11 protein-coding genes are annotated in these 12,683 nt (G+C 41.3%); all 11 read left to right on the top strand.

Annotated elements, in window-relative coordinates; genetic code table 11:
- The first annotated feature begins 218 nt into the window (after positions 1 to 218).
- On the top strand, positions 219 to 1,406 hold the full coding sequence (locus H4J54_RS18390) for an amino acid aminotransferase (protein ID WP_182192391.1): 1,188 nt from the start codon (positions 219 to 221) through the stop codon (positions 1,404 to 1,406).
- A gap of 333 nt (positions 1,407 to 1,739) precedes the next feature.
- Positions 1,740 to 2,144 carry a VOC family protein gene (locus tag H4J54_RS18385; RefSeq protein ID WP_182192390.1) on the top strand — a complete coding sequence of 135 codons (405 nt, stop codon included), beginning with the start codon at positions 1,740 to 1,742 and terminating at the stop codon, positions 2,142 to 2,144.
- Between the two features lie 485 nt (positions 2,145 to 2,629).
- Positions 2,630 to 3,253: a guanylate kinase gene (gene gmk / locus H4J54_RS18380; protein WP_182192389.1), complete on the top strand. Its 624-nt coding sequence runs from the start codon at positions 2,630 to 2,632 to the stop codon at positions 3,251 to 3,253.
- A gap of 74 nt (positions 3,254 to 3,327) precedes the next feature.
- Positions 3,328 to 3,603 carry a DNA-directed RNA polymerase subunit omega gene (rpoZ, locus tag H4J54_RS18375; protein WP_182137134.1) on the top strand — a complete coding sequence of 92 codons (276 nt, stop codon included), beginning with the start codon at positions 3,328 to 3,330 and terminating at the stop codon, positions 3,601 to 3,603.
- Positions 3,604 to 3,813: 210 nt separating this feature from the next.
- Positions 3,814 to 5,919 carry a bifunctional GTP diphosphokinase/guanosine-3',5'-bis pyrophosphate 3'-pyrophosphohydrolase gene (spoT, locus tag H4J54_RS18370; RefSeq protein WP_182192388.1) on the top strand — a complete coding sequence of 702 codons (2,106 nt, stop codon included), beginning with the start codon at positions 3,814 to 3,816 and terminating at the stop codon, positions 5,917 to 5,919.
- A 17-nt stretch (positions 5,920 to 5,936) separates the two neighbouring features.
- Positions 5,937 to 6,326, top strand: a complete 390-nt coding sequence (locus H4J54_RS18365) for a RidA family protein (protein ID WP_182137136.1) — start codon at positions 5,937 to 5,939, stop codon at positions 6,324 to 6,326.
- Between the two features lie 80 nt (positions 6,327 to 6,406).
- Positions 6,407 to 7,117 (top strand): tRNA (guanosine(18)-2'-O)-methyltransferase TrmH, encoded by a 711-nt coding sequence (gene trmH, locus H4J54_RS18360; RefSeq protein ID WP_182192387.1) that lies wholly within the window; start codon positions 6,407 to 6,409, stop codon positions 7,115 to 7,117.
- 41 nt (positions 7,118 to 7,158) lie between these two features.
- Complete coding sequence (gene recG / locus H4J54_RS18355) at positions 7,159 to 9,246, top strand: ATP-dependent DNA helicase RecG (RefSeq protein WP_182192520.1); 2,088 nt, start codon at positions 7,159 to 7,161, stop codon at positions 9,244 to 9,246.
- A gap of 360 nt (positions 9,247 to 9,606) precedes the next feature.
- Complete coding sequence (gene ubiE, locus H4J54_RS18350) at positions 9,607 to 10,395, top strand: bifunctional demethylmenaquinone methyltransferase/2-methoxy-6-polyprenyl-1,4-benzoquinol methylase UbiE (protein WP_182192519.1); 789 nt, start codon at positions 9,607 to 9,609, stop codon at positions 10,393 to 10,395.
- Between the two features lie 4 nt (positions 10,396 to 10,399).
- Complete coding sequence (locus H4J54_RS18345) at positions 10,400 to 11,041, top strand: SCP2 domain-containing protein (protein WP_182192386.1); 642 nt, start codon at positions 10,400 to 10,402, stop codon at positions 11,039 to 11,041.
- Positions 11,042 to 11,050: 9 nt separating this feature from the next.
- On the top strand, positions 11,051 to 12,616 hold the full coding sequence (gene ubiB / locus H4J54_RS18340; RefSeq protein ID WP_182192385.1) for a ubiquinone biosynthesis regulatory protein kinase UbiB: 1,566 nt from the start codon (positions 11,051 to 11,053) through the stop codon (positions 12,614 to 12,616).
- Positions 12,617 to 12,683: the final 67 nt, after the last annotated feature.

Genomic DNA, 12,683 nt, shown 5'->3' with positions numbered 1-12,683 from the left:
ATTCAATCCTCTAGCTATATTCATTAATTAACTGGCGATAACTATCCGTGATCAACTAGATTTTTTCGGTTATTTACGATGGGATTTTTTAATCTTTATGCTTTAATTTTCGCCTGATAGCCGTTATGCTAGCGCTTTAATAACAGGGATTAATGCCACAACTCCAAGCTCGGAGTTCAACCGCTCAACTCCCTCTCTTCGTAAAAGGTACACCCAAAATGTTTGGTCGCTTATCAGCGTTGCCTGCCGATCCTATTTTAGGCTTGTTGGCTAAATATCGTGAAGATTCAAATCCTAAAAAAATAGACTTAGGTGTCGGCGTTTACAAAAATGAAGCCGGTCACACGGCAGTTTTACAATGTGTAAAAGCCGCTGAAAAACATCGACTCGATACTGAAGATACCAAGGTTTATATTGGTCCAACAGGTTCAGCACTGTTTAACGAAGAAATGGCTAAATTAATTTTTGGTCATCATAAAGTGTTGCTAGAGAATCGTGCGCGTACCATTTCTACTCCGGGTGGCACAGGGGCATTACGTGTAGCCGCTGAATTTATTAATTCATGTAAAGCGGGTGCAACTATTTGGGTAAGTAACCCAACATGGGCGAATCATACTGGTGTATTTCAAGCCGCAGGGTTAAATGTTAAAACTTATCCCTATTATGACTATGAAAACAAAACCCTTGATTTTGATGGCATGTTAGCGGCATTAAAAGAAGTTAAAGCCGATGATACGGTATTACTCCATGCTTGTTGTCATAACCCAAGTGGTATGGACTTAAACAATGAGCAATGGCAACAAATTGTTGCAGTGGCAAAAGATATTGGCTTTTTACCGCTGATTGATATGGCTTACCAAGGTTTTGGTGAAGGCTTAGACGAAGACGCTTACGGTCTAAGATTAATGGCTGATAGCGTTAAAGAAATGATCGTTTGTAGCTCATGTTCAAAAAACTTTGGTTTGTATCGTGAACGTATTGGCGCTTGTTCTATTATTGGTGAAAGCTCACACAGTGTTGATATCGCTAATTCAGTATTGCTCAGTGTGGTGCGCTGTATTTATTCAATGCCGCCAGCACATGGTGCGGCCTTAGTAGAAACTATTTTGCATTCAGACGAGTTACGCGCCCAATGGCACAGTGAACTACAAGAAATGCGTGACCGCATTAACGGCAATCGCCAGCTACTAGTGGATAAACTGATTGAAAATGGCGTAACGCGCGATTTTAGCTTTATTCCGCGTCAAAAAGGCATGTTTTCTTTCTTAGGCATAACCCCTGAGCAAGTACAACAATTGCAAGACGAATACAGTATTTATATGGTGGGTTCAAGCCGTATGAGTATTGCCGGCATTGCTAATCGCAACGTTGACTACTTAGCGCAATCAATCGCGAAAGTGCTATAAGTTATGATTAAATAACTCCATGCATTAATATTATGTGTGGAGTTATTTTCGATTTTACTCGCAACCGGCTACTCTCAACCGACCATTAGCATAACGCCCAAAGATAACCACATTTTTAAACATTGCTTGCCAAGTATTTTTCAGATTTATCTCATCTCTTTAACAAACAACGGCACTCAGCTAAAATTAATTTCAGCATCAGTATATTTAAAAATAAAAACAAGAAAGAGAATGCGTATATAATATGTTGAGCCAGAAAAATTATCGCGTCATGAAAAACCTAACATGAGTCTAAGGCAATGAATGCCACAAGTTTTATCAAAGGATATATGGATGATTAAACCCAAAGCAATAGATCACATCGTATTACGCACAGTACAATATCAGGCACTTATTAACTTCTACTGCGAGGTGTTAGGTTGTGTTGTAGAGCGTACATTGCCAGATGATATCGGTTTAACTCAACTCCGTGCTGGCTCTGCTCTTATCGATATAGTCGATGTAAATGCCGCCTTAGGTAAAGCTGGCGGTCCTGCGCCACAAGCCACTGGCAACAACCTTGATCACTTCTGCCTGCAAATAGAAAAATTTGATGAAAACGAATTAATATCTTATCTCCAAGGTAAGGGGATCGAGGTGGGTGAATTTGAAGAAAGATATGGGGCGCAAGGTATGGGACGTTCACTCTATTTAAAAGATATTGCCGGCAATAACATTGAACTGTGTGCCGCGATATAAAATAAAGAGTTAAGCGCGATTAAGCTGCAGTTACTAGCCACTGCTGTATCGATGTTGAGCACTTTAAAACATACCATGATCATTAGGGTCACCAACAAGTTGCTGTAGTTTTACGTAAAATTGCTCAAACCATTAAACGCAACTTATCCAATTATAATGGCGCTATACAAGTCATTCCTCATAAAACACTAGCATTGAGCAAATTATGCAGCAAGCTGATGAAAACTTGTTTTAGTTAAAAAAATCCTCAAAATGCTTTTAACCTGCTCGAACTTGATTGGAAAAATCAGTAAATACCGCTCGACATTGCCTGATCCAAGCCAAAAACATCAGGCATTACCAAGACAAATTAATGGGAAACCCGGCAGATTTTAGTTATAGTGCGCGTCATTAACACTGACTACGCCAATTGAAATAGTGCGCAATTCATGACAGTAATTGGCCTTACTATTAGCTGTTATTTACTCAGCTACCAAGGATAAATTGTGACAACTAAAGGCAACCTTTTCATTCTATCTGCCCCTAGTGGTGCAGGTAAATCGAGTTTAATCTCCGCTTTACTTAAACAAACATCAGCAAGACCCATGCAAGTGTCTGTTTCGCACACAACACGCGATCCTCGTCCCGGTGAAGTCGACGGTCAACACTATCACTTTGTTAGCAAAGAGCAATTTAAACGTGCCATTGCGGATAATCACTTTTACGAACACGCCGCGGTGTTTGGTAACTACTATGGCACCAGTGAAATAGCGATAGATCAACAGCTTGCACAAGGCATTGATGTTTTTCTTGATATTGACTGGCAAGGGGCACAGCAAGTTAGAATAAAGAAACCAGACGTAACCACCATCTTTATTAGCCCACCATCAAAACAAGCATTAGAAGAGCGCTTGCGTGGCCGTGGCCAAGACAGTGAAGAGGTTATTCAAGCTCGTATGGCACAAGCACAAGCAGAATGTTCACACTATCAAGAATTTGACTACATTATTATCAATGATGATTTTCAGCAAGCCTTAACGGACTTGACCACAGTAGTGAATAATCAGCGTTTAAAGCGCAGTCAGCAAGCTTGCGAGCATCAAGGCTTATTTGAAGAGTTATTAGCGTAAGGCGCTTGCTTATTTACCGTTAGATAAAGTAAACTACGCGACTATTTTATAAATTTAATTGCTGGAGTGACCACATGGCTCGCGTAACTGTTGAAGATGCCGTAGAAAAAGTCGGTAATCGTTTTGATTTGGTGCTAATTGCATCTCGTCGTGCTCGTCAAATTGCTACGGGCGGAAAAGACCCATTGGTTGATCCTGAAAATGACAAACCAACAGTAATAGCTTTGCGTGAAATCGAAGCCGGTCTTATCACCACTGCAGTAATGGACAAGTCTGATCGTCATGAACAAGTACAACAAGATGATGAAGAATTAGACAAGATTGCAGCCATTGTTGGTGGCAATCAATAATATTCGCTTACGTTTAACGTTAGTTGCGACATAAAAAACGCGTAAATTACCTCACAGTGATTTACGCGTTTTTTATTATCTGTTAGGTTTGAGTAAATGAATAATAAAAATTCGTGCTAGTGCGCTTAAACATTGGCATAGCGGCAAAATAATCGTATTCTAAACCTATCGCTAAAAGCTGAGCCACTCTCATCATTAAGGAATTACTGAGTGTACCTTTTTGAACCACTAAAAAAACACGTATCAAGTTATCTATCCAAGGTACAAATTGACCTACTAAAGCAGGCCTATATTGTTGCGCGTGAAGCACATGACGGCCAAATGCGCTCAAGTGGTGAACCCTATATAACGCACCCAGTGGCCGTTGCCCTTAATCTTGCGAAAATGCATTTAGATCACGAAACCTTAATGGCTGCTTTGCTACATGACGTGATTGAAGATACCGCGACCACGAAAGACCAGTTAGCCGAATTATTTGGCCATACGGTGGCAGAGCTGGTTGAAGGTGTGAGTAAACTCGACAAGCTCAAATTTGATAATAAAGAAGAAATGCAAGCGGAAAACTTTCGCAAAATGGTTTTGGCCATGGTGCAAGATATTCGTGTTATTTTAATCAAACTTGCCGATCGCACCCACAACATGCGAACTTTAGGGGCATTGCGACCTGATAAACGTCGACGAATAGCCCGTGAAACATTAGATATCTATGCGCCAATCGCCAATCGCTTGGGTATTCATGACATTAAAAATGAACTGGAGGCTTTAGGCTTTGAAGCCCTCTATCCGATGCGCGCACGAGCATTAAAGTCAGCCGTAAAACAAGCACGTGGCAACCGTAAAGAAATTATCAACAATATCCAAGCAGAGTTGACCAGCCGCTTAGCGGAAAGTGGCATTAAAGCTGAAGTTGTTGGTCGAGTAAAGCATCTTTATTCCATCTATAAAAAAATGAAAAATAAAGAATTAATGTTCAATGAAGTCATGGACATTTATGCCTTTAGAATTATTGTTGGTGACAAAATTGATGACTGCTATCGCGCTTTAGGGGCCGCTCATAATTTGTATAAGCCCATTGAGTCACGTTTTAAAGACTATATAGCCATACCAAAAACTAACGGCTATCAATCACTGCATACCTCTTTAATTGGCCCTCATGGTATTCCCGTTGAAATTCAAATTCGTACCCACGATATGGATCAAATGGCCGATAAAGGTGTTGCCGCTCACTGGTTATATAAACAAGACGGCAAAGATACCGGCACTACAGCGCAAATGAAAGCCCGTCGCTGGATGCAAAGTTTATTAGAATTACAACAAAGTGCGGGTAGCTCATTTGAGTTTATCGAAAATGTAAAATCAGATCTTTTTCCAGAAGAAATTTACGTTTTTACTCCCGACGGCCGTATTATCGAATTGCCTATGGGGGCAACAGCGGTCGATTTTGCTTATGCCGTGCATACCGACGTTGGTAACTCATGCGTTGGCGTAAAAGTTGAACGTAAACCCTATCCATTAAGCCAAGCCTTAGATTCAGGTCAAACTATCGAAGTGGTGACCTCTTCTGCTGCCCGACCTAACGCGACTTGGCTTAACTTTGTCGTTACCGCAAAAGCGCGCTTGCAGATTCGTACCTACTTGCGATCACAAGAAAAAACTGAGTCGCTTGCCTTAGGTCGACGCTTACTAAGCCACGCTCTTGGGACCACAAAACTCGAAGACATTGCCGCAGAAAAATTGTGCCAAGTGGTTAAAGACACCGGCAATAAAACCACTGAAGAATTACTGATCAATATAGGTCTTGGTAATGCATTAAGCATAGGTATCGCTAAACGTTTAAAAGACGAATTTACTGACGAGTCTGATATACAACCCAAGACTAAAAATAAAATGCCGATAAAAGGCACCGAAGGTATGATGGTCAGTTATGGTAAGTGCTGTAGACCTATTCCTGGTGATTCTATTCTGGCTTATTTAAGTCCTGGTAAAGGCTTAATGGTACACCAACATGGCTGTAGAAATAATAAAGGTCATGAACAAGGTAGTTTGTTCCCGGTCCGATGGGATACAGATATTGACCGCGATTTTATTGCCAAATTACGTATCGAAATTCTCAATCATAAAGGTGCACTTGCCGCTTTAACCAGTGTTGTTGCCCGTTGTGGCTCAAATGTTCACACACTAAATTCTGGTGAGAAAGAGTCCGGACTGTACTTGATTGATATAGAAATCACCTGTCGGAACAGGGTGCATCTTGCCAAAATCATTCGAAAAATTAAAGTCATGGGCGACGTTCAACGCGTTGTGCGTAACAAATAGGAAAGCTTAGGAACACTATGAAAACAATTATTAATACAGAAAACGCTCCCAGTGCAATCGGTACCTATAGCCAAGCGGTAAAAGTCAATAATACCGTTTATCTATCAGGCCAAATTCCCTTAGTACCTGAAACTATGGAAATTATTTCTGAAGATTTTGCTGAGCAAACACAACAGGTCTTTAAAAATATTGTCGCCGTATGCGAAGCGGCAGGCGGCAATATCAATGACATGGTAAAAGTGAATATATTTTTACAAGATTTAGCCAACTTCGCTACTGTTAACGAAATTATGAGCCAATATTTTCAACAACCTTATCCAGCAAGAGCAGCGGTACAGGTAGCACGTTTGCCAAAAGACGTTGCCATCGAAATTGACGGTATTATGGAATTACCCAATTACAGTTAACATCAAGCCATAACACTACTTACCGGCAAGCAACACTGATAAAAGCTTGCCAATATTTTACTCAACATTAGAACCAGTATATGACTCCGGATAGACTACAAAGAATTAACAGCATGTTAGATCAACGCCAACCTGATTTAACCGTATGTATGGAAGGTGTGCACAAAACTCATAACCTAGCTGCCGTAGTTCGCACGGCAGATGCCGTTGGTGTTAGCGATGTACATGCCGTATGGAAAAATGAAACCATGCGCATATCTGGCGGCAGTGCGGCAGGTAGTCAAAACTGGATAGAAGTGCATAATTATAACCGCACCGAAGACGCAATTACCGAGTTAAAAAAGCAAGGTATGCAGGTGCTGGTAACTAACTTGTCAGCTACAGCTGTCGACTTTCGTGAGATTGACTATACCAAGCCAACCGCTATTATTCTTGGACAAGAAAAGTTTGGCGCCTCGGCTAAAGCACTTGAAATGGCTGACCAAGACATTGTGATTCCTATGGTGGGCATGGTGCAGTCATTAAATGTTTCTGTTGCTTGCTCAGTGGTGTTATATGAAGCCCAACGCCAGCGTCAAGCGGCGGGGTTATATCAACAACCCAGAATAAGCCAACAACGCCGTCAACGGATATTATTTGAAGGTGGCCATCCTATTTTTGCTACCGCCTGCCAACGTAAAGGCTTAGCCTATCCAGAGATCGATGAAGCTGGACAAATTGTGGCATCAGAGCAATGGTGGCAGCAAATGCAAATGACCCAAGCTGCTTGGCAAGATATTGATAACGAATAAATTTCAAACTTATATCAAAGGAGTCAGCGGTGCCTCGCGCAATGGAAGCCTTAACTAATTTAGCCCAAATCCCCGTCACTAGCTTAAAAGGTGTCGGACCCGGTATGGCCACTAAGTTGGAAAAAATTGGTCTAGTGTCACTACAAGACTTACTTTTTCATTTACCGTTGCGTTATGAAGACCGCACACGAGTTACCGCGGTGCGTGATCTTATGCCCGGTCTCTTCACCAATATTATTGGCGAAGTTACCCAAAATGAGATAATACAAGGCAAGCGTAGAATGATGTTAGTCACTATCAATGATGGTACTGGCAGTATTAATCTACGTTTTTTTCACTTTTCGGCTAGTCAAAAAAATAGCCTAGCTGTCGGGCTCAATATCCGCTGTTATGGTGAAATTAGTCGTGGTATGCGTGGCTTTGAAATAGTACACCCAGAATATAAAGCCCTAGATCAAGATCAGGCCTTAACCGCCGCTGAAGAAACCCTAACACCGGTTTATTCAACCACCGACGGTTTACGACAAATTTCTTTACGCAATCTAACCGAACAAGCATTAAAGCACTTGCAGAGTGGCAAAGTAGAAGAACTATTGCCGGTTGAAATTAGTCATCAACAATATAGCTTAGCTGAAGCACTCGCCTTAATTCACCGGCCACCCCCAGAGACCTCAGTGGTCTTAATGGAAGAGGGCAAACACCCAGCACAGCTTAGGCTGATCAAAGAAGAATTATTAGCCCATAACCTCAGTATGTTAAAATTACGTGCCGCCAATGATCATCACCCCGCCGTTGTTCTGGCTATAGACACTCAACTAGAGAAAAACTTTTTAGCGTCACTGCCTTTTACACCGACAGGCGCACAAGCAAAAGTGACGGCAGAAATACGCACTGACCTGTTAAAACCTATGCCCATGATGCGTTTAGTACAAGGTGACGTAGGCTCAGGCAAAACACTCGTTGCCGCATTAGCCGCATTAACCGCTATTGGCCAAGGTTTTCAGGTGGCCTTAATGGCGCCAACAGAAATATTGGCAGAACAACATGCGATTAATTTTGAAAAATGGTTTGGGCCACTGAGTATTTCAGTCGGCTGGTTGGTGGGTAAAACCAAAGCTAAAGCAAGACGCCATGCCTTAGAGCAGATCGAAAATGGTAATATGCAAATGGTTATTGGCACGCATGCTTTGTTTCAAGAGCAAGTGATATTTAACAAACTAGCCCTGATTATTATTGATGAACAACATAAGTTTGGCGTCCACCAGCGTTTATCTTTACGTGAAAAAGGTGCATGGCAAGGCCATTACCCCCATCAGTTAATCATGACAGCTACGCCTATTCCGCGTACTTTAGCCATGACAGCTTATGCAGATTTAGACACTTCAGTGATTGACGAATTGCCGCCGGGACGAACCCCTATTACCACAGTCGCCTTGCCGGACAGTCGCCGAGATGATGTTGTTGAACGCATTCGTCAAGGTTGCACCAAGGATAACCGTCAAGTCTATTGGGTGTGTACGCTCATTGAAGAGTCCGAGGTATTACAATGCCAAGCCGCTGAAGATACTGCGGTGTATTTGCAAGCACAATTATCCGCCTTAAAGGTTGGTTTAGTGCATGGCCGAATGAAGGCGGATGAAAAACAAGCCGTGATGGAGCGTTTTAAGCTTGGCGAACTGGATGTCTTAGTAGCAACAACCGTTATTGAGGTGGGTGTGGATGTGCCTAATGCGAGCTTAATGGTGATTGAAAATCCTGAACGTTTAGGCTTAGCACAACTACATCAATTACGCGGCCGTGTTGGTCGTGGCTTAGTGGCTTCTCACTGTGTGTTAATGTACAAAGCACCTTTGACTAAAACTGCCACCAAACGCTTAAAAGTACTCAGAGAAAGTAACGATGGTTTTGTTATCGCGCAAAAAGATCTCGAAATTCGTGGGCCGGGTGAATTACTTGGCACCAAACAAACCGGTTTGGCGAATCTAAAAATTGCTGACCTGCAACGCGATGCCCACTTAATACCAGAAGTACAACAAGATGCTCACCTGATATGGCAAAAATACCCAGAGCAAGCCAACGCGCTCATTAATCGCTGGTTAGCCAACCGTGAAAAATATTCTAATGCCTGAGACTTAGAGCGGATCACTTGGGTAAATGACTCTATTTACCCATGGCCTTTCAACAGCAAAATAGCGGTAAAGATTATTTGTTGATAAGCTTTTTGCTCCCGATTTTATCTTGTACCCCTTAGATTAACTCAGTGTGCTACTTTTTCCTGCAACAAAAGGGCTAAACTTAAAGCATAAAGTTTAATCAGTCGTCATGTGACTTATCAAGTTTATAACACCGTAGTTTTTCATTTTAACCTTTAAAAATGAACAGCTAATTAATCAACTTGCTATTAATAACCGCCACCGTGATCTCAAGTGTTAATTAATCTAAAAAAATGCGGTAAACTAAGCTTAATTATAGTTAACAGCGAAATCATGATGTCTTCACACGATCAAAATCATCCGATTAATAATGACACTAGTGACGAAAAAACGACCCATTTTGGCTTTCAGACGGTCGAAAAAAATGAAAAAGAGTCGAAAGTTGCCAGCGTGTTTCATTCTGTTGCTCAGCAATATGACGTGATGAATGATTTAATGTCATTTGGCATTCATCGCTTATGGAAACGTTTTACTATCGATGCCAGTGGCGTACGCCCGGGTAATAAAGTACTAGACTTAGCCGGTGGTACCGGCGATTTAACGGCAAAATTTTCTCAACTTGTTGGCCGTGAAGGTAAAGTCATATTAGCCGATATCAATAGCTCAATGCTCAATGTTGGGCGCGATAAATTGCGTGACCTTGGTTTAGTGCAAAATATTGAATACGTGCAAGCCAACGCGCAATATTTACCGTTTGAAGATAATACCTTTGATATTATCACGATAGCGTTTGGTTTACGCAATGTGACCGATAAAGACATGGCATTGCGCTCTATGTATCGCGTGCTCAAACCAGGTGGCCGTTTATTAGTTTTAGAGTTTTCAAAACCAGAACATGAGTTAGTCAATAAGGCCTACGATTTCTATTCTTTTAACATCTTACCTAAAATAGGTGAGTTAGTGGCAAAAGACGGTGATAGTTACCAATATTTAGCCGAGTCTATTCGCATGCACCCGGATCAAGAAACCCTGAAAACCATGATGGATGCCGCTGGCTTTGAACAAACCAGTTTCAAAAATTTAACCGGTGGGGTAGTGGCACTGCATAAAGGTTATAAGTTTTAGCCTTATGCCTCAAACTATTAGTCAGCAACTCATGTTTGCTCAAACCCTAAGTGCGATACTTGAAACCGTTATCAATCAGTTTCTGGGCTATAATTTGCACGGTATGCGGGCCTTAAAGCCTTTGTCTGAGAAAACACTCACCATTAAACTGGCAGAATTACCGTTTCCTTTAAGCTTTACCGTTAGTGATGAAAAAATTCATGTTAGCAGTAATAATGAAGATAATGATTGCTGTTTAATCACCAGTATCAGCAGCTTAATTGAGTTAAAAAAAGAGCAACAACTGACGGATTTAATTAAAAAAGATAAACTCGATATTCAAGGTGATTTAAAAGTAGCTCAGCGCTTTGCTGACATTGCCCAAACACTTGATATTGATTGGCAAAGTGAGTTAGCTAAACGTATTGGTGATATTCCTGCCTACAAATTAGGTCAACTGGGTCGCAAGCTATTAAAGACCTTAAACTTTGCTGGGACAAAAATTCAAGCAGATGCCAGCGATTGGCTAATACATCAGCAGCGCCTAATAATAACAGCCACTGAAATGTCTTATTTTAATCATGATGTTGAAAATGTAGAACAACAAGTTAGTGCTTTAAGCCAACGACTTGATCAATTAACTAAACACATAAGCAAATTATCATAAGGGTCTGTGGTGAGCAGTAAACGTTTATACAAAATAGTAAAAACCTTTCTTCAGTTTGGGCTTGATGAGCTTTTACCTGAAAAGTACCTGCCATGGTATATGAAAATATTGCGCAGCTCATTGTTTTGGCTGAAAAACAAACACCGAGAAAAAACTCAGGCGCAGCGCTTTCGAATGGCGATAGAGTCATTGGGCCCAGTATTTGTTAAGTTTGGTCAAATGCTCTCCACCCGTCGAGATTTATTGCCAGACGACTTCGCCAATGAATTAACCTTATTGCAAGATAAAGTCGCTGCCTTTGCTGGCGAAGATGCTGAAAAAATTATTATCGCGGCCATTGGCGCAGAAATTTTTGCACAACAATTTAAAGACTTTGATCTAACGCCTTTAGCATCAGCCTCTATTGCCCAAGTGCACACGGCTACCTTGTTACAACCAGAGGGCGAGCAAGAGGTGGTGTTAAAAGTATTACGACCTAACATTACAGCAACCATAATAGCTGACCTGAACGTGATGTCACTGTTTGCCAACATTGTTGCTCGTTGGTTACCCGATGGCAAACGCTTACATCCTCTAGAAGTTGTCGCTGAATATAAAAAAACCATGTTAGAAGAATTAGATTTAAACCGTGAAGCAGCTAATGCTATGCAATTAAAACGCAATTTTAGCCAGGGGCGAGATAGCGACAAGGTGCTTTATGTGCCTAAAGTCTACAGCGAATATTGTTCGAAAAATGTTATGGTAATGGAACGTATTTATGGCGTAGGTGTTGGGGAAGTTGAGACTTTACTAGCAAAAAACGTTAACATGAAGTTACTCGCTGAACGTGGTGTTGAAGTCTTTTTCACTCAAGTATTTCGCGACAGTTTTTTTCATGCGGACATGCACCCAGGTAACGTATTTGTTGATGCAACGAAGCCAAATGACCCCACTTGGATTGCCATTGATTACGGTATCGTTGGCACCTTAAACCGCGAAGATAAACGCTATTTAGCGGAAAATTTTGTGGCTTTTTTTAACCGTGACTACCGTAAAGTGGCACAATTACATGTCGACTCAGGCTGGGTACCCAGTGACACAAGTGTTGATGAATTTGAGTTTGCCATACGGACAGTATGTGAGCCTATCTTCAACAAACCTTTGTCTGAAATTTCTTTTGGTCAGGTATTAGTCAATCTTTTTAATACTGCACGTCGCTTTAATATGGAATTACAACCCCAGCTAGTCTTACTGCAAAAAACCCTACTTTATATCGAGGGCTTAGGCCGACAGCTTTACCCGGCTTTAGATCTTTGGCAAACCGCCAAGCCATTTTTAGAAAAATGGGTCAAAGAACAAATGGGCATCAAAGCGGTAATTAAGAAAGTAAAAGACAACTTACCCTTTTGGAACGAAAAACTGCCCGAGATACCTGACTTAGTCTACGATTACCTAAAAACTAATCGAGCAGCACAACGTCAGCAATTAATGACATTGAAACAAATACAGTTGCAACAACAGCAACACAGCAAGCAAATAACCAAACTGGTCGTTATAGCCACGCTGGTTATTTGCTTGACCATTAGCTTTACTTAATAACCATTTGAGCTTGACTAGATACAGGGCCAGAACCCATTTTTTAGGTTAAGTCTTAAGTCTAAGT

The sequence above is a fragment of the Colwellia sp. MB3u-8 genome (genome assembly GCF_014076985.1).
Classification (GTDB): Bacteria; Pseudomonadota; Gammaproteobacteria; order Enterobacterales; family Alteromonadaceae; genus Cognaticolwellia.
The sequence above is the reverse complement of the archived record's forward strand: the minus strand, read 5'-3'. Positions and strand labels throughout refer to the sequence as shown.

Excerpts from the sequence above, each read along its gene's own strand:
- H4J54_RS18365 (WP_182137136.1), top strand. The coding sequence starts at position 5,937 with ATGAAAACAATTATTAATACAGAAAACGCTCCCAGTGCAATCGGTACC.
- H4J54_RS18390 (WP_182192391.1), top strand. The coding sequence starts at position 219 with ATGTTTGGTCGCTTATCAGCGTTGCCTGCCGATCCTATTTTAGGCTTG.
- trmH (WP_182192387.1), top strand. The coding sequence starts at position 6,407 with ATGACTCCGGATAGACTACAAAGAATTAACAGCATGTTAGATCAACGC.
- recG (WP_182192520.1), top strand. The coding sequence starts at position 7,159 with ATGGAAGCCTTAACTAATTTAGCCCAAATCCCCGTCACTAGCTTAAAA.
- ubiE (WP_182192519.1), top strand. The coding sequence starts at position 9,607 with ATGTCTTCACACGATCAAAATCATCCGATTAATAATGACACTAGTGAC.
- rpoZ (WP_182137134.1), top strand. The coding sequence starts at position 3,328 with ATGGCTCGCGTAACTGTTGAAGATGCCGTAGAAAAAGTCGGTAATCGT.
- H4J54_RS18345 (WP_182192386.1), top strand. The coding sequence starts at position 10,400 with ATGCCTCAAACTATTAGTCAGCAACTCATGTTTGCTCAAACCCTAAGT.
- H4J54_RS18385 (WP_182192390.1), top strand. The coding sequence starts at position 1,740 with ATGATTAAACCCAAAGCAATAGATCACATCGTATTACGCACAGTACAA.